A 17,327-nucleotide genomic window follows, 5' to 3' on the forward strand; every position below is an offset into this window, starting at 1 on the left:
CTCTCGGGTGCTCTCCGCAGCGAAGCAAGGAGAGAGCGGAGCGCCCGAGAGGGTGGGTTCCCCTGTAGGAGCGTAGGAAGGTGCGCACCGGCCGCATCCTTAGGTAAGGGGAGAGGAACGAGGACGAACACCGGCCCTCATACTCAGAACGAAAACGAAGAACGCTCCGTCCGTATCACTCAGATACAGACGGAGCGTTCTTTTTAAAGCGTGGCGTGCCTACAGCCTACTCAGTAACGCCGAGGTTGCTCATCAGGAACGCGTAATCCCACGCGATCTCACGCCAACGCGTATACCGGCCGGAACCACCACCGTGACCGCCCGACATGTCAATCTTCAGCAGCGGCACCGGCGACGACGGGTCAATCTGCTCACGCAGAGCCGCAACCCACTTCGCGGGCTCCACGTAGAGCACACGGGTGTCGTGCAGGCTCGTCACCGCAGCAATCGCCGGGTAGCGGACCGGGCGGATGTTCTCGTACGGGGTGTACGACTTCATGTAGGCGTACACTTCCGGGTCCTCAATCGGGTTGCCCCACTCTTCCCACTCCATCGCCGACAGCGGCAGCTCCGGGTCGAGGATGGTGGTCAGCGCATCCACGAACGGCACGGCAGCCAGGCAGGCGGCGTACTTTTCGGGGGCGAGGTTCAGCACGGCGCCCATGAGCAGGCCGCCGGCGCTACCGCCGTAGCAGCCGATACGCGCCTCATCAGCCCACGGCTTAGCCGCAATGTAGCTGGTGACGTCCACGAAGTCGGTGAAGGTGTTCTTCTTCGCGAGCTTCTTGCCGTTCTGGTACCAGGAGCGGCCCATCTCGCCGCCGCCACGAATATGCGCAATGACGTAGATGACGCCGCGGTCCAGGATCGACAGCATCGGGATGGAGAACATCGGGTCCATGGACGACTCGTACGAGCCGTAACCGTACTGGATGACCGGGTGCGGCTTGCTCATGTCCAGGTCGGCGCGGTGAATCACCGAGATCGGGATGAGCGTACCGTCCGCCGCAGGTGCCCAGTCGCGGTAGGCGCGGTAGTCCTCGCGGTTGTAGCCGCCCAGCACCGGGGTTTCACGGCGCAGCAGCAGTGTCTGCGACATGGGGAAGTAGTCGTAGACGCGGCGCGGAGTCAGGTACGAGGTGTAGGCGATACGCAGCACGGGGGAGTAGTTCTCCGCACGCAGCACGGAGGCGGTGTACAGTTCCTCGTCGAAGCCGGCAGGTTCCATGAAGGTCACACCGGCGGGGCGGCGGCGGCGCCACTGGATGGGCAGCTGCTCACGCGGTGCGAGGAAGATGCGGGTGGTGGTGTCCGCGCGGGCGGTGACGACCAGGTGCGTTGCGGTGAAGGTGAAGCCCTCCAAGCGCACGTGTTCGCTGTGGCGGATGACCGGCACCCAACGCTGCGCGTACTCTTCGAGGCTTTCACCTTCGCGCGGCATGTCTGCGAGGACCAGCTCGGAGTTCAACGCATTGTAGTCGTGCTGAATCAGCAGGTGCTGCTCGCCGGCAATGTTGAGCGGCTCAGCGTAGTATTCGATGCCCGCGCTCTTGGGGATGAGCAGGGTCGGCTCGCCCTTGGGTTCGCGGGTGGGGATGAGACGCACCTCCGTGTACTCGGAGTTGGAGCTGGTAATGACCACGGAGGAACGGTCGGAGCTCATGGCGGCGCCGAGCCACATGGTGTTGTCCGGTTCCTCGTAAATCAGGTGGTCTTCGGTGCCCTGTCCGACGTCGTGCACGTAGACACGCCAGGGGCGCCACGACTCGTCGGGCACGAGGTAGATGAGCTGTTCGGCGTGGTTGATGAAGAAGGATCCCGCCGCAATGTTGGGGATGGTGTCTTCGAGGAAGGCGCCGGTTTCCATGTTGAGGAAGCGCTGCTCGTAGCGTTCGTCGCCCTTCTCATCCACGGAGATGCTCAGCAGCTTGCCGTTACGTGCAGGCTGGAAGCTGCCGAGGGAGAAGAACTCCATGTCCTTGGCGTATTCGTTGCAGTCGAGGATGACGACTTCACCCTCGAGTACTTCGCCGGGGGTGACGGTCGGCGGGGTGTAGCGCACCACCTCGTCGCCTTCGTGCAGGGCGGGGTAGCGGTAGAAGACGGGGTACTGGCCGCCGGGCACCATGCGGCTGTAGTACCACCAGTCACCGATACGGTTCGGGACGGTCAGATCTGACAGCAGGGTGCGGTCCTTGATTTCGTTGAAGATGGATTCGCGGAGGGGCTGCTGGTCTGCGGTGACAGCTTCGGTGTATTCGGCTTCTGCCTTGAGGTAGTTGAGGACCTCTTCGCTTTCCTTGTCGCGGAGCCATTCGTAGGGGTCGATGAAGACGTCGCCGTGGTGTTCGCGGCGGTGCTCGACCTTCTTCGGTACGGGCGGGGTGAGGTTCTGTTCAGCCATGCTGCCACCTCTTTCATTGAGTTTATGGGTTTGTGAATGGTGTGTGCCGTCTGCGCCCGCGTTCCTGCGCCGCCGGGTGGCGGGGAGGATGCGCGGGGGAGTGTGGGCACGCCTAGTTCTAGTGTATCGAAGAGTGAGGCAGGCTACTATATTGCGGCATGTGCGGGGCTGCCCGGCTCAGCCTGTGGAAGCCCCGCGGTAGCCTCGCCGGGGCGTGCGCGTTTATCGGCTAGTTGGCGCGTCCCTTAATGGACATGAGCGTGCGGCGGCCCGCCTTGTTCGCCTTCGTGAAGGCGCGGTTACTCTGCCGGTACTCGCGCTCCTGAGAACGCAGGCGCAGGCGCGCGGATTCCGCCATCATCCTGCGGTAGCGTTCGAAGCGCTCGGGGTCGAGGGAACCGTCGGCGAGCGCCTGCTGCACCGCGCATCCGGGTTCGGAGCTGTGGGAGCAGTCGCTGTACCGGCAGGCGGCGGCGTAGCTGGAGACGTCGTCGAAGGTTTCGTCAATCGCGGAGCTATCGCTTGTGGCGGCGAGGGCTCGCACGCCCGGGGTGTCAATCAGCACCGTACCGACTGAGCTCTCAGCACCTGATCCTTCAGATTCGGGCAGAACAATCATTTGGCGGCTGGTGGTGGTGTGGCGTCCCTTGCCGTCAGCATCGCGAACCGAGGAAGTGGCTTGTACCCGGTTCTCTGCGCTGTCTTCGCGGGGGTCAACCCCTGGGCTAAGTAGGGCGTTGACGAGGGTGGATTTACCGGCGCCGCTGCGGCCCAGGAATACGGCAGTACGTCCGGCGACGAGCTCAGCAACCGGGGCGGGGTCGTAGCCGTAATCCGTGCAGACGGTGAGCACCGCATCCATACCGCTACCCAGAGAATCCCGATACCCGGCGAGCTGTTCCGCCGTCACCAAATCACCCTTGGTGAGAATCAGCGCGACCTGCACCCCGGAAGCGTGCGCCAGGGCGGTGTAGCGTTCAACGCGCCCGATGGACGGCTCCGGGAAGCACGGCTCAACAATGCAGAGCATATCCACGTTGGCGGCGACGGGCTGATCTGCGGATTCGCGGGTGGCGCTGGGACGGGTAAGGTAGCTTCGGCGGGGCAGAATCGCGAGGGGTTTATGCTCCGCGGGGTGGGTTTCACCGCCGGTTCCGGGGATGGGCTGGGCGAGCACCCAGTCGCCCACGACGGGGTATTCCTCTTCGCCGTAGTCGTTCTCGACCGGGCGCAGGGGAGCGGAGAGCTTCACGAGTTCGCCCCGCTCGCAGGTCAGTAGCTCGCAGCGGGTGCGGTGTACGGCGCTGACGCGGGCGAGGGTGAAATCATCAAGCGTGCCGTTGAGGGTGAACGCGGCGCGGATTGCCGACCCCTGCCAGGAAGGGTCGAAGCCGAGGGTCTCTAAGGTGTATGAAGCGGGAGTAATGGTCACAGGAATAGTCTTTCGTGGTTGCGGCGCCCGGTTGGTTGTCATGCCCGGATAGCGCGCCGGGGGAGGGGGCGTATGAAAGGTTCGTTCTTTTTGGGTTTCGCACCCTATAGCAGCGAGGCGCGGGCGCCAGCGCGGATGCGGCGGGCGGCGAGGAGCGTATGCCCCAACCCCACTGCGGCGTAGAGTACCGCCAGCGCCGCGTCTGCCGCCAGGGACGCGAAGAGCTCCGGGGTGGTACCGTTCGTAATGCCGCTAGAGGCATCTAAAACCTGCACCAGCCGGGACCCGGGAACCCACGAACACAGCCACGCAAGCCACGCGGGGTAGGTGCTCACCGGAACAATCACACCCGCGCTCACCGGCAGAATAATCGACAGGAAATTCGACCCCGTGTACGGATCGGACAGGTACAGACCCAGCCCGGCGGCAAAAATGCCCAGGCAGATCCCGCCCAGAACCGCAACCGGCATCAGCGCAATGGCTCCAAGCAGAAGCCCCGAAGCCGCCCCGGTAGGGGGTGCCGTGAGGGAGAGCAACCACACGATGCCCACGTTGCTCAGGCCCGTCACGGAAGCCAGCAGCGCGGGCACCGCCGCCGCACCCAGCCAGTAGCCAGCATCCACCGCTCGTGCCGTGCACACGTACTCGAAGATGCCAATCCACCGGTCGGTGGCGACGCGCGCGACAATGCCGGCGGCCACCGAGCTGAGGGTGGCAATCAGGGCGGTCGCGCAGCCGATGCGCACCGTATCGTTCGCGGCGAGGTCGGCGCCCAAAAGCACCGTAAAAAGCACGTTGAGGCCCGGCACGAGCACCAGGGTAGTGATGGCCGTTCCGAGGGTTGCGAAGGTAATAGAAGATGACCAGCCGATAGAGGCGGTAGACAGAGCCCGGCGCACCACCCCGGGTAGGGAATCAGCAGAGAGAGCACGCACGCTACATCGCCCCCAGGGTGCCGCGACGACGGGCGGAGGCGAGAGCCTTCCGGGCAAAAAGGAAGGCGCATAACGCCCAGATGAAGCTCACGGCGAGCGTCTGCGCAACGGGCAGGAGCGCATCCGCCGGGGTGTTCATGGGGGTGCGCCCCAGTAGCAGGTGCACCGGCGCCTGTAGGGGAATGAGCGTGCCTACAGCATCCAGCCAGGCGGGTGCCTCAACCATCGTGAAAAGAACCCCGGAGAGAATAAATACCGGCACGAGGAGCAGCTCCTCGTAGGCGATAGCGTTCGGCGTCGCCACGAAGAACACCGCAATCATGAACGTGACCGACAGGCAGGCAAGCCACAACAGGGGAACGCCCAGAACATAGCGCGGCCAGAGAGCAGAAAAGTCCGTGACCCGCGGATTGAGTGTTACGAGAGCCCAAACCGCCCACGATAGGGGTAGGGCCGCCAGACCCACGATGGAGGCGCTCGAAACGATAGCCGCCAGCACCCGCACCGGAGAAATCGACCCCGAACACAGGTACACGAGGGTCCCGCGGAAACGCTCAAAATTGATGATGCCCGCAGACACGATGCAGACCGACCACATGCCCACAATGCCCGCGCGGGTCCACGCGAGGGTCGGGTCAACGGAGTGACCCGCGGAGCTCTGCGCCGCCGCATGCACGGCGAGCGCCTGAAGGATGACCGAGCCGAGTACCGTACTGATGAGCAGCTGAATGAAGTAGGGGACCGTCAGGAACTGGCGCAGGCTAAAGCCCATGAGTCGCAGTTGGCGGGCGCACTCCTGCCACAGGTCGTACCGTCGACCCTGCCGCTGGAACTCTTCCGAGCGTTGCGTCTGAGCGTTCATCGCTTGAGCCCCTCCGCCATTGCCAGGTATGCCTCTTCCAAGGTTGCCGGGCGTGTGTACGGTTCGGTTCGTGCCCCAATGCGTGCGGTGGCAAGTCCATCCGCCAGGATGCGGTGAGCCTCGCCCGCCTCGAACGTGGCGCGCTCGCCGTGCCAGTAGAGGGTCAGTTCCCAGCCGGAACCACGCGGGGCAAAAAGTACCGCCGCCTTATCGTGGAGGAATCCGCGTAGTGTATCAAGACCCTCGGTGGCGGTGGGATCCACCTGAACCACAGTCGTGGCGGCAATACCGGCGTGTGCGGCAACGTCCTCGAGACTGCCGCTCACCGCAACGGAACCGGCGCCCAAAACGGTGATGGTGTGCGCTAGGTCCTCAATTTCGCCGAGCAGGTGGCTCGTCAGCAGAACGGCGGCGCCGTCTTCCGCGAGGGAGCGGATGAGGGTTCGCACGGTCAGGGCGATATCGGGGTCGAGCCCGTTGGTCGGCTCGTCCAGCAGGAGCAGGGCGGGGGAGCCGAGCAGCGCGCGAGCGATGTGCAGGCGCTGCTTCATGCCGCGGGAAAACTCCTGAAAGGGTCGCGCCGCCGCATCGGTGAGTTCCACGCGGGCTAGGGCGTGGTCCACCTCGCGCCGCCGGCTCCGCCCGGAAACCCCCGCAACATCGGCGAAGAAGAGCAGGTTGTCGCGGGCGCTGGCGCGCGGGTAGAAGCCGCTATCCCCGCCGAGTGCGAGACCCACGTGACGGCGCGCCCGCTGCGGGTGAGCGATAGCATCCACACCGTTCACGGTGAGGGTGCCGCTGGTGGGGGTGAGCAGGGTCGAGCACATCTGCACGGTGGTTGTTTTGCCCGCGCCGTTGGGGCCGAGGAGGGCGTGGATCTCGCTGGAGCTGATGCGAAGGGACACACGGTCGACGGCGGTGAAGGCGCGTTCGCCTGTGCCAAAGATACGGCTGAGCTGCGCGGCGTCAAGAACAAGAGACATGGTAGGTAACCTTCGGGTATGACCCTCTGGCCCCTATACCGGAGGGATGCTGGGCAGGATAAACAGCGGAGTGTGCCGCGCCCTGCGTGAGTGTATGTGTAGTCTCAGTGTACCGAAAAGCATCGAAAAAGTGATGGGAATTACTATTTGGAGGGTGGGGCACTCGCTCTGAAAGCACTATCCATGAGGCACCACCTGCGCAGCGGATTCCCGTGTCATATTCACCGACAGCATGAGCTTCATCGACGTTAAAAAACGTCATCTTTGCAATGAAATGTCTTAAAGTGCCGTTCACCCACAAAACCCTTGACCCCACCCAACGCCCTATGACACCCTGAATACAGGTCAAGAGCGCCAGCGATAAGCCCCAGCTAGCTGGCCGGCAACCCTCCTCCGCGGTGGGGTGCCCTGGGTGAAGACCAGGCGGCACGCAAAAGCGTGACGCAAGCGCGGGACCGATGTGACCGATAACGGTACATCAATCGTGACAGGATTATTCGACGACGATTCCTGTACCGTCGGCATGCGGCCCCCTAAGAATCCCCATTAGGAGCCACGCATGAGCAACAACACTACCGTCCCGACTCCCGCCAACCCCGCCGGTTGGAAGTTCGAAACCCGCCAGATTCACGCAGGTCAGGCGCCGGATGCCGCAACGGGAGCTCGGGCACTACCCATCTACCAGACCACCTCTTATGTCTTTGACAGCGCCGAGCAGGCAGCGAACCGTTTCGCTCTCGCCGAGCTGGGACCCATTTACACCCGCATGAACAACCCCACCCAGGAAGTAATCGAAAACCGCATCGCTTCCCTGGAAGGCGGCGTTGGCGCGCTGCTGCTGGCCTCCGGTCAGGCAGCTATCACCTACGCAATCCTGAACATTGCCGGCGCCGGTGACCACGTGGTCGCCTCGCCCTCCATATACGGCGGCACCTACAACCTGCTCAAGTACACCCTCGCCGACCTCGGCGTCGAAACCACCTTCGTTGAGGACCCGGACGACCTGGACGCATGGCGTGCCGCAGTTCGCCCCAACACCAAGCTCTTCTACGGCGAGTCCGTGCCCAACCCCCGCAACGACGTGCTCGACATTGAGCCCATCGCCAAGATTGCGCACGAAAACGGCGTGCCCCTGATCCTGGACAACACCGTACCCACCCCCTACCTGCTGCGCCCCATCGAATATGGCGCGGACGTGGTCGTCCACTCTGCAACCAAGTACCTGGGCGGCCACGGCACCTCCATCGGCGGCGTGATCGTTGACTCCGGTAACTTCGACTACGGTGCAGACCCCGAGAAGTTCCCCAAGTTCAACCAGCCCGCCCCCGGCTACCACGGCCTTGTCTACGCACGCGACCTGGGCAAGGACTCCGCATTCGGTGCGAACCTCTCCTACATCCTGAAGGCGCGCGTCTCCCTGCTGCGCGACACCGGTGCAGCCATCTCCCCGACCAACGCCTTCAACATCGGTATCGGTCTGGAAACTCTCTCCCTGCGCATCGAACGCCACATCGAGAACGCCACCAAGGTCGCCCGCTGGCTCGAAGCAAACCCGCAGGTCGAGAAGGTCATCTGGGCTGGCGTGGAATCCTCCCCCTGGTACGAGCGTGCACAAAAGTACCTGCCCAAGGGCCCCGGCGCGGTTCTCGGCTTCACCCTCAAGGACGCAACCCTGGAGCAGACCCGCGACTTCGTGGACGCCCTGAAGCTGCACTCCAACGTTGCGAACATTGGCGACGTGCGCTCGCTCGTGATTCACCCCGCCTCCACCACCCACTCCCAGCTTTCCGCTGAAGAGCTGGAGAAGATTGGCGTGTACCCGAACTTCGTCCGCCTGGCAGTCGGTATCGAGAACATTGACGACATTCTCGCCGACCTGCAGTTGGGCTTCGACACCCTCTCCTAAACGGTGATGCACCCGCAGGTGGACCGGCAAGCTACGGCTTTTCGGTCCACCTGCGGATTCCCCGTTAGGGAGCGTTTCATAAGCGCGCGGCACCGCCGCCTCGCTGCCTCAACCCGCAGACTCAACCGCAGATTCAACCCGCAGACGAGTACCCCGCTCACACCCGGCACCACCTCGCCGGCCAACCCAGTGAAGGGAACCCCATGACCACCCAGAGCACTAGCCAGTCCGGCACCACGCTGTCCAGTTCCAAGCAATCCGGCACTATCAACCAGCCTGTTACCGCGCCCATCCCCGTGGCGGGCACCCAGCGCGAGCACCCCGAAGCGCAAGGCTACCTGCGTCAGCTGAACATCGGCGACTTGGAGCTCGAATCCGGCGTAACCCTGCCGCAGGTCACCATCGGCTACGAAACCTGGGGTACGCTCAATGAGGCTGGCGATAATGCCATCCTGATTTTGCATGCGCTCACTGGCGATACGCATGTCTCCCGCGGCGTCCCCACCCCCGACATGCCCGCCCCGCTGATTCGCGCTATCGAGTCGGACGGCTGGTGGGAAGGCATCGTGGGCCCCGGCTCGGTCGTAGACACCAACCGCTACTTCGTGATTGCCCCCAATATTCTGGGCGGTTGCTACGGCTCCACCGGACCGGCAAGCATTATTCCCGAAGGCTACCCGGGTGCCGGTGAGCACTGGGGTTCCCGCTTCCCACAGGTAACCATCCGCGACTCCGTACGTGCGGAGGCGCGTCTGGCGCGTGCACTGGGCGTGACGAGTTTCCGCTACGTGATTGGTGGTTCCCTCGGTGGCGCTCGCGCCCTCGAGTGGGCGGCAACCAACCCCGAGCTGGTGCGCGGATGCGCGGTCATCGCCTCCGGTCCTTCGGCTACGGCGGAGCAGATTTCCTGGGCTCACACCCAGAACATTGCGATTCGTTCGGACGCGAACTTCGCCGGTGGCGACTACTACAACGGTCCCGCGCCGACTGCCGGTCTGGCTTTGGCACGCCGCATCGCCCACACCACCTACCGCAGCCCCGCCGAGCTGGAGCACCGCTTCGGCCGCGAAGAGAACCGTGGCGAAAGCACCGTGGGCGGCTCGCTGGGTGAGCCGCGTGGCCGCTACGCCATCGAAAGCTACCTGGACCACCACGGCGCCAAGCTGGTTGAGCGCTTTGACGCGAATAGCTACCTGGCAGTGAACGAGGCACTGATTTCGCACGATGTGGCGCGTGGCCGCGGCACCCTGGCGCAGGCGCTGGCGCACACCGATTGCGAGTGGACGATTGCGGCGGTGAACACGGATCGCTTGTTCTTCCCGCACGAGTCGCACCGTCTGGCGGAGGCGCTGCCCACCCCGGTCGCCGTGGATATTATCGAGTCGAACCACGGCCATGACGGCTTCCTGATTGAGGCGAAGCAGGTGGAGAAGATTCTGGCGCGCGCCCTGGGTGTTGAAGATGAATCTGCTACCCCGAGCGAGGCGCAGCGTGAGCGTGAGGCGCTGGACTCGATGACTCGTCTGTACGGCGCTGTTACTCGCTAACTCAACCGGCACCCGAAGGCGTTTCACGCATCCTGTTGAATGTTGTTTTATCCAAACAGTGGGTGTGGGATTGTGAGGGAATGGCTGGGTATTCTCAACTGTCCTTCCCTCCGTTGAGAATTAACGTTCACCTTGACGGTTGGGTTATAGGACGCCGGGTACTCGCATAGCGCGAGTGCCCGGCGTTTCTTTGTGCCCGCCTGACGGGTATCGTGCCAAGTCAGGGAATATTTTCCGGTTTTTGAGGTGTTTTAGAAGGTCTCCGCGAGATACCGCGGAAGTAGCCTCCTGTTGCACTGGAAGGTAAAGGTTCTCGGTTTGCTTTAGACCCGCTCTAACCCCATAGCATTAAAGCTGTGGTAAGTATTCAAGAGGTAGCGGAGCAGTTGGGGGTGAGCACCCACGCCCTGCGCTATTACGAAAAAGAGGGGCTCATTGCTGTGCCCCGTGATGCTCACGGAACTCGCGTTTTTGACGAGGAGTCCATCTCCTCGGCACGGTTTATTGCTACCTGCCGTCAGGCCGGAATGAGTCTTGCCGATATTCGCACGATTTTGAGCAATCCGGACGACCACGCTCTATCTATTGATGTGATGGAGCGTGCCCGTCAGAAGATTGAGGATGAGATTGTGGGGTTGCAGCAGAACCTTGAGCACCTGGATCGCCGTATTCAGGAGCACCGCCGTCACCTCGATGGCACCCGCTAGATAGCCGTCTAATTTTCATACAGGTATGCACGCCGACGCCCGGTATTCCCAACGTTGGGAATACCGGGCGTTTTTCTGTGCTCAGCTTTCACACTCAGCTACTCACCCCTAGCTACTGGGTATTTTCAGCCAAAGATTTAACCCCAGGCGGCTTCATCAGGGTCGACACCGTGTGCACGAGCATTCTCGTAGATGACATCCCGCAACCATTCTGCGAGCCCGGTCGCAAGCTTCTCGTAGTGCGCCTTGAAACGGGCATCCTCAACATAGCCGCGCGCCAGAATCGCGTGCTTGGCGGGGGTGACCTCAAAGAAGAACAGGGAGGCGCGGTGCCGCTCGGCGAGCGCGTTCGCCTCCTCACTGCCCGGCTTCACTCCGCGGTTGAACGCCTCGACGAGGACCTGTTCTACCTCGTTGACCTGCTGTTTGCCATTCTGCCAGTCGGCACGGTCCATCGAGGCAGTGCGGCGCTGGTATTCAGCCCAGTCGTCAGTTTTTCCGTAATGCTCCTGCGCTTCCTGCTGGTGGGCGAGGCTGAACCCCTCACCCATGATCTCGGCTTTTTCGGCAGCGCTGAGCTGCTCATTTTTAGGTGCCATTGTGTCCTCCAAAAGATGTTCGATGGTTTCAAGCATGCGCCCATACGCGGCGATTCTGCGTTGAAGCATATCCCGCTGAGCGAGCAGATGCTCGGTGCTGTTCGCTTGGTCCTGCAGTATGTTGCGAATGGCGTCAAGGCTCATGCCGATGGCGCGGTATCCCATGATGACGGTGATTCGTTCAAGGTCTGTATCGGTGTAGTACCGGTACCCGTTGAACTCATCATGTGCCGGGTTGAGTAAGCCCCGCTGCTCCCAGTGGTGAAGCGTGCGGACTGTTAGCCCGTGTAGTGATGCCGCTTCTCCCACGGTGTATTCGTGTTGCCCGTCAGGTGGTGTTATGTTCGCGTCCATGGTTTCACTCTAAAACCTCACGTTAGGTGAGGGTCAAGCTAGCAGCGGAACCTGCGGTGCAGGTTTGCGGGGGAGTCCTCGCTAAGATGGGTGCATGAGCGAAAACAAATACGTCGTCGAATACACCCGCCCCGAGAACGAACGTGTAGGCACCCACCTGGTGCTCATGCTGCACGGCTACGGCTCCCAGGAACACGATCTGCTGTCTCTGGCGGCGCACCTTCCGCAGGAGGGCTTCACCTACGCCTCCATGCGTGCACCGCAGCCGGTTGGCAGCCAGTTCTCCGCAGACTCGACCGGCGCCTACATTGCCGCAGACGCTATCGGCTACCAGTGGTACCCGCTGAACCAGCAGCTCGAATCTGACCAGCGCGCCATCGAGCAGGCGAGCGACTACGTGCTGGAGTGGGTGCGCGCGAACCGTGAACCGTACGCTTCGGTGACCCTGCTGGGCTTCTCGCAGGGTATGGGCATCGCAACTTCGATGGTGCGTCACGCCCCCGGCGAGTTCGCCGCCGTGGTGGGTCTGTCCGGCTACGCGGTAGATTCTGATTCGCCGTACTTCAAGGATGAGGAGCTGAAGAAGACCGAACTGCCGGTGTTCTTCGGCCGCGACCAGGAAGACCCCGTCATCCCGCAGGAGATGGTGAACTACACCTACGACTGGATCCGCAAGTACACCGACGGCATTAAGGTGCTGTACGCCGGTGCGGGTCACGGCGTGAGCGCCATGGAGATTCGTCACGTGGGCGAGTTCCTGGAGGTGAAGGTGCAGGGTAAGGAGCCGCGTATTCGTGCGCAGAAGGTTGCGGAGGCGACCGGCACCGCGGAAGGCGCTGACGCCTAAAACGGCTACATGTAAAGCCCTCGGGTCTGATGACTCGGGGGCTTACGTGTAGTTCCGTTTGGAATCCGCGCGGAAAGCGGTATTCGTCCTCGTTCCTACAGGGGCTGGGTGGGTGGGACGCTATACCCCTCCTCCGCTCCTGCAGGGGCACCCGCCGCACCCGGACGCTCCGCTTCTCCTTGCTTCGCTGCGGAGAGCGCCCGGGGCGGCACCCTGATGTCGCTTCCGGAGGGTATAGCTACCCCTGCTGTCCGAGGTACGCGACTTGGTGCGAGCGGAGGGGCGGTGTCGTCCGTAGTGACATCAGGGTGCCCGAAGCGAAGCGAGGGCGGGTTCCCTGTAGGAACGAGGACGAGCACTGCCTCCTAGCCTTGCCACAAAGGCCTATCTCAAACGGAATAAGAGGTCGGGTTAGTCCTCGTGCGCGACCTTCACGGTCACGCCGTTGAAGGTGACGGTGTCGCCGGGGTGCAGCTGCTTGCCGCGTGCTTCCTCAATGTCGCCGTTGACCTTTACCAGGCCGTGCTGAATGACCTCGCGTGCCTGCGCGCCGTCCTCTACGAGGTTGGCGAGTTTGAGGAACTGGCCGAGGCGGATCATGTCGTCGCGAATAAAAATTTCTTCCATGCTTCCTAGTTTATCCCGCCGGGTGCATCCTGGCGTCCGGTAAAAATGGGGGAGTGGTGGGTCGGGTAGGCATACCCAGGGGTGGGGTGGTGATGGTACCCTAGTGTCTTGCATCAAAAAGTGTGCATATTGCGCCGATGAGCGCGAATACGGGCGCCCCGTTCTGGGTCGCGTCCCTTATGAACCCGAACTCACGCACGTCACAGCCGGTGGCGGGGCAGAAGGAGTAACTATGGCTGAAAAGTCCACCCTCGATAACGTTATTGCGCTCGCGAAGCGCCGCGGCTTTGTTTTCCAGGCCGGTGAAATTTACGGCGGTTCCCGCTCCGCATGGGACTACGGCCCCCTCGGTGCAGAGCTGAAGGAAAACATCCGTCAGCAGTGGTGGCAGCGTTTCGTCCGCTCCCGTGCGGACATGGTTGGCCTGGACTCCTCTGTTATTCTGCCTCGTGCGGTGTGGGAGGCATCCGGTCACGTGGCGACCTTCACCGACCCGCTGGTTGAGTGCCTGTCCTGCCACAAGCGTCTGCGTCAGGATCACCTGCTGGAGAACTTTGAGGCGAAGAAGGGCCGCCCGGCTGAGGGCATGGATGAAATTGCTTGCCCGAACTGTGGTACTCGTGGCGAGTGGACTGAGCCGCAGAACTTCTCCGGTCTGATGAAGACCTACCTGGGTCCGGTTGATAATGAGGAGGGTCTGCACTTCCTGCGCCCGGAGACCGCTCAGGGTATTTTCGTGAACTTCAACAATGTGGTCACTGCTTCTCGTAAGCGCCCGCCGTTCGGTATTGGCCAGATTGGTAAGTCGTTCCGTAACGAGATCACTCCCGGTAACTTCATTTTCCGTACTCGTGAGTTCGAGCAGATGGAAATCGAGTACTTCGTGCACCCGGATGATGCTGATAAGTACTTCAACGAGTGGGTTGAGGACTGCTGGAACTGGTTCGTTGACCTGGGTATTAACCCGGATAACATGCGTCGCTTCGACGTTCCTAAGGAGGAGCGTGCACACTACTCGGCTGGCACTATTGACGTTGAGTACCGCTTCGGCTTCCAGGGTTCCGAGTGGGGCGAGCTGATGGGCGTTGCGAACCGTACCGATTACGACCTGGGCGTGCACAACGAGCACTCCAACGCGAAGCTTGAGTACTTCGACCAGGCTACCGGTGAGCGTTACGTGCCGTACGTGATTGAGCCGTCCTTCGGTCTGACCCGCTCCATGATGGCGTTCCTTGTTGACGCATACGTTGAGGACGAGGCACCGAACACTAAGGGTGGCGTGGATAAGCGCGTCGTGCTGAAGCTTGATCCGCGTCTGGCACCGGTGAAGGCTGCTGTTCTGCCGCTGTCGAAGAAGGCTGAGCTGTCTGAGCCGGCAACTAAGCTGGCGAATGAGCTGCGTGGCCTGTGGAACGTGGACTACGACGAGGCGGGCGCTATTGGCCGCCGTTACCGCCGCCAGGATGAGATCGGTACCCCGTTCTGCATCACCGTGGACTTTGACACTCTTGAGGATCAGGCTGTGACCATCCGCGAGCGCGACACCATGAACCAGGAGCGTGTGGCTCTGGATCAGGTGAAGTCTTACCTGGCTGCACGCCTGGCAGGCTAAAAATAATTCATAACATGGTCGGCGGGTAGCTTCTTAGAGCGAAAGAGGCTACCCGCCGTCGTGTATTTAGGCTACCCTGGTTAGACTGATTGGCACGTTTGACGCAAGCGAAGGAAAGGTGCACGGATATGGCTGAACGCCTCAGCGAAAAATTTGAGATTCGCCCTTGGCAGGAGGGTGATGACCTTGCCCTGCTTGAGATTTGGAACTCTGCCCGCAATGAGGTTGAGGAGCGCCAGCGTGGCCTCTTTGGCCCGGACAGTGACGCGCCTTTTAGCCGTACTCTGGTGGTGACCGTTTCTGGTGTGCCGGTGGCTGCGGGTACTGTGGTGGCTTCGATGCTGCATCCGACGCGTTTGTGGTCATATGTGGAGGTTGCGGCTGATCACCGCCGTCAGGGTATTGGTACCGCCCTGCTGGATGCGTTGCGTGAGATTGCGGCGGCGCACGGTCAGACCACCGCTCTGCGCGTGAAGCTGGCGCCGTTTAGTGACGGTGAGGAGTTCGCGCAGGCGGCTGGTATGAAGCTGATTCAGCGTTCCCGTATGGTGCGTGTGGAGCCGGGTGCGATTCCTCCGGTGTCTTTGCGTGAGGATGCTGACGGTAACGAGACTCAGGCGATTGAGGATTTGGCGACCGGTTCGGTTGAGCTGACCGCCGCGCTGTGGGATTTCTACCGCCGCGCCCACGAGTGGGATGTTCCCGCCGAGGTGGGTCTGGGTACCGTGAACCGCTACTTCCTCTCGGATGAGGTGCGTGCCTTTGGCGCCGTGGTGCTTCGCGATCATATTCGTGAGGCTGCCGCAGAGGGTAAGAAGGGCCCGATTGTGGCGTTTGCGGTGAGCTACCACCCCTTTGAGACTGACCCGGAGGCAGCGCTGGTGGATGAGAAGACCGCCACGGAGTTGCTGCTGGGTTACGACTTCGATAATGAGGGTGCCGTGGAGGCGATTATGCAGGTGCTGTCCCTGCTGAGCGCTAAGTACCCGGTGCTGGTTGAGGTTGACGACGCCATGGAGGCGCTGGTTCAGGTGACCGACGTGCTGCTGCGTGCCGGCACTGCCTCGGTGGAGGGTGACCCGACCTATGTTTACGTGACTGAGTAGGTTCTCGGGTAGGTTCGCGGTATTGAGCCTGCTGGCTGACTCTTGCTCAAGAGGGGCGGGGGAACGGAATGCTCCTCCGCCCCTCTCGCGTACCTGCGCCTCCTCACGGTTGCTGAGCTTGCACTGCGCTCTTGTACCCCCTCAGCTGAGTCCGGTTCTCGATTTGCCCCCGTATGCCACAATATAGGGGTGAATTCTGAAGCACCCCGTCTTACCCTTCCGCCCCTGAAACTGGGCAATCTGACCGTTGATACTCCCGTGGTTCTCGCCCCGATGGCTGGCGTGACCAATAAGGCTTTCCGCCGCCTCTGCAGTGAATATGGCGGCGGCCTGTACGTTACCGAAATGGTGACTGCGCGCGCCCTCGTGGAGCGTAAGCCCGAGTCCATGCGCATTATTGAGCATGACCCGGACGAGAAGATCCGCTCCATCCAGATTTACGGTGTGGACGCGGTCAACGTCGGTAAGGCTGTGCGCATGGTCGTTGAAGAGGACCGTGCCGACCACATTGACTTGAACTTTGGCTGCCCGGCTCCTAAGGTGACTCGCCGCGGTGGCGGTGCCGCCCTGCCCTGGAAGACTGACCTGTTCACTGCGATTGTGCAGACCGCGGTGAAGGAGGCATCCCGCAACGATATTCCGCTGACCATTAAGATGCGTAAGGGCATCGACGATGACCACATTACGTTCTTGGAGTCCGCCAAGATTGCCCGTGATGCCGGTGTCGCGGCGATTGCTCTGCACGGTCGTACTGCAGCTCAGCATTATTCGGGTAAGGCGGACTGGGATTCGATTGCGCAGCTGCGTGAGCTGATTCCGGATGTGCCAATCCTGGGTAATGGCGATATTTTCTCCGCCGAGGATGCGGTGCGCATGGTTGAGCAGACCGGCGTGGACGGCGTCGTGATTGGTCGCGGTTGCCAGGGTCGCCCGTGGCTGTTTGGCGACCTGCAGAATGCGTTTGAGGGTTCGTCGGAGCGTATCCGCCCGACCCTGACTGAGGTGTCGGACATGATTTACCGCCACGCAGAACTGCTGGTGGAAACCTTCGGCGATGAGACCCGAGGCCTGCGCGAGATCCGCAAACACGTGGCGTGGTACTTCAAGGGTTACCCGGTTGGCGGTGAGCTGCGCGCGAAGATGGCTCAGGTGCCCGACCTGGCGACGTTCCGTGAGCTGATTGCTCAGCTGGACCACTCGATTGGTTACCCTGGCGCCGCCGTGGAGGGTTCGCGCGGTCGCGCCGGCAGCCCCAAGCAGCCGCACCTGCCCGATGGCTGGCTGGATTCGCGCATCCTTGGTGATGCTGAGCGTCTGGGCCTGGCGGAGGCTGAGCTGGATATTTCCGGCGGCTAAACACCTGTACTTGTGTGCCGCGGCGTGCTGTTTGCGCGTCGCGGCGCATC

14 protein-coding genes, 1 pseudogene and 1 riboswitch are annotated in these 17,327 nt (G+C 62.1%); of the genes and pseudogenes, 7 read left to right on the top strand and 8 right to left on the bottom strand.

Features of this window, described 5'->3' with window-relative positions; genetic code table 11:
* Nucleotides 1-226 precede the first annotated feature (226 nt).
* The 5 genes from HMPREF2528_RS04495 to HMPREF2528_RS04515 all read right to left on the bottom strand — a co-directional run bounded on the left by HMPREF2528_RS04495 (nt 227) and on the right by HMPREF2528_RS04515 (nt 6,616).
* Entirely contained in the window at nt 227-2,404 is a 2,178-nt protein-coding gene (locus tag HMPREF2528_RS04495; protein WP_070542703.1) for a S9 family peptidase, read from the bottom strand.
* Between the two features lie 229 nt (nt 2,405-2,633).
* Complete coding sequence (gene rsgA, locus HMPREF2528_RS04500) at nt 2,634-3,836, bottom strand: ribosome small subunit-dependent GTPase A (RefSeq protein WP_070542706.1); 1,203 nt, start codon at nt 3,834-3,836, stop codon at nt 2,634-2,636.
* 104 nt (nt 3,837-3,940) lie between these two features.
* Entirely contained in the window at nt 3,941-4,771 is an 831-nt protein-coding gene (locus HMPREF2528_RS04505; protein ID WP_070507779.1) for an ABC transporter, read from the bottom strand.
* A gap of 1 nt (nt 4,772) precedes the next feature.
* Nucleotides 4,773-5,633, bottom strand: a complete 861-nt coding sequence (locus HMPREF2528_RS04510) for an ABC transporter permease (protein WP_070507777.1) — start codon at nt 5,631-5,633, stop codon at nt 4,773-4,775.
* On the bottom strand, nt 5,630-6,616 hold the full coding sequence (locus HMPREF2528_RS04515) for an ABC transporter ATP-binding protein (RefSeq protein ID WP_070507775.1): 987 nt from the start codon (nt 6,614-6,616) through the stop codon (nt 5,630-5,632). The genes HMPREF2528_RS04510 and HMPREF2528_RS04515 overlap by 4 nt, the downstream gene beginning before the upstream one ends.
* 343 nt (nt 6,617-6,959) lie before the next feature.
* Nucleotides 6,960-7,072, top strand: a riboswitch (SAM riboswitch).
* Between the two features lie 103 nt (nt 7,073-7,175).
* Here HMPREF2528_RS04515 and HMPREF2528_RS04520 point away from each other — a divergent pair.
* The 3 genes from HMPREF2528_RS04520 to HMPREF2528_RS04530 all read left to right on the top strand — a co-directional run bounded on the left by HMPREF2528_RS04520 (nt 7,176) and on the right by HMPREF2528_RS04530 (nt 10,776).
* Nucleotides 7,176-8,522, top strand: coding sequence for a bifunctional o-acetylhomoserine/o-acetylserine sulfhydrylase (locus tag HMPREF2528_RS04520; protein WP_070507773.1), 1,347 nt, complete (start codon nt 7,176-7,178; stop codon nt 8,520-8,522).
* Nucleotides 8,523-8,725: 203 nt separating this feature from the next.
* Nucleotides 8,726-10,069, top strand: a complete 1,344-nt coding sequence (locus tag HMPREF2528_RS04525) for a homoserine O-acetyltransferase MetX (RefSeq protein WP_210390388.1) — start codon at nt 8,726-8,728, stop codon at nt 10,067-10,069.
* Between the two features lie 356 nt (nt 10,070-10,425).
* Nucleotides 10,426-10,776, top strand: a complete 351-nt coding sequence (locus tag HMPREF2528_RS04530) for a MerR family transcriptional regulator (RefSeq protein WP_070507770.1) — start codon at nt 10,426-10,428, stop codon at nt 10,774-10,776.
* Nucleotides 10,777-10,913: 137 nt separating this feature from the next.
* On the opposite strand, the gene HMPREF2528_RS09240 is transcribed toward HMPREF2528_RS04530, so the two are convergent.
* Together HMPREF2528_RS09240 and HMPREF2528_RS09245 are read right to left on the bottom strand one after the other, a co-directional pair.
* The gene (locus HMPREF2528_RS09240; protein ID WP_246823881.1) at nt 10,914-11,375 is read right to left on the bottom strand and encodes a TipAS antibiotic-recognition domain-containing protein; all 462 of its coding nucleotides are present in this window, start codon (nt 11,373-11,375) and stop codon (nt 10,914-10,916) included.
* Between the two features lie 72 nt (nt 11,376-11,447).
* Nucleotides 11,448-11,729, bottom strand: a pseudogene (locus HMPREF2528_RS09245) (MerR family transcriptional regulator); the annotation flags it as partial.
* A 94-nt stretch (nt 11,730-11,823) separates the two neighbouring features.
* Here HMPREF2528_RS09245 and HMPREF2528_RS04540 point away from each other — a divergent pair.
* Nucleotides 11,824-12,576 carry an alpha/beta hydrolase gene (locus HMPREF2528_RS04540; protein WP_070542714.1) on the top strand — a complete coding sequence of 251 codons (753 nt, stop codon included), beginning with the start codon at nt 11,824-11,826 and terminating at the stop codon, nt 12,574-12,576.
* A 411-nt stretch (nt 12,577-12,987) separates the two neighbouring features.
* On the opposite strand, the gene HMPREF2528_RS04545 is transcribed toward HMPREF2528_RS04540, so the two are convergent.
* Complete coding sequence (locus HMPREF2528_RS04545; protein ID WP_005508828.1) at nt 12,988-13,203, bottom strand: RNA-binding S4 domain-containing protein; 216 nt, start codon at nt 13,201-13,203, stop codon at nt 12,988-12,990.
* A 232-nt stretch (nt 13,204-13,435) separates the two neighbouring features.
* Here HMPREF2528_RS04545 and HMPREF2528_RS04550 point away from each other — a divergent pair, with 232 nt between their 5' ends.
* The 3 genes from HMPREF2528_RS04550 to dusB all read left to right on the top strand — a co-directional run bounded on the left by HMPREF2528_RS04550 (nt 13,436) and on the right by dusB (nt 17,277).
* Nucleotides 13,436-14,815, top strand: coding sequence for a glycine--tRNA ligase (locus HMPREF2528_RS04550; protein WP_049341669.1), 1,380 nt, complete (start codon nt 13,436-13,438; stop codon nt 14,813-14,815).
* Between the two features lie 128 nt (nt 14,816-14,943).
* Entirely contained in the window at nt 14,944-15,921 is a 978-nt protein-coding gene (locus HMPREF2528_RS04555; RefSeq protein ID WP_070542717.1) for a GNAT family N-acetyltransferase, read from the top strand.
* Between the two features lie 189 nt (nt 15,922-16,110).
* Nucleotides 16,111-17,277, top strand: a complete 1,167-nt coding sequence (gene dusB, locus HMPREF2528_RS04560; protein WP_049355088.1) for a tRNA dihydrouridine synthase DusB — start codon at nt 16,111-16,113, stop codon at nt 17,275-17,277.
* Nucleotides 17,278-17,327: the final 50 nt, after the last annotated feature.

The sequence above is a fragment of the Rothia sp. HMSC078H08 genome (assembly GCF_001808955.1).
GTDB lineage: Bacteria > Actinomycetota > Actinomycetes > Actinomycetales > Micrococcaceae > Rothia.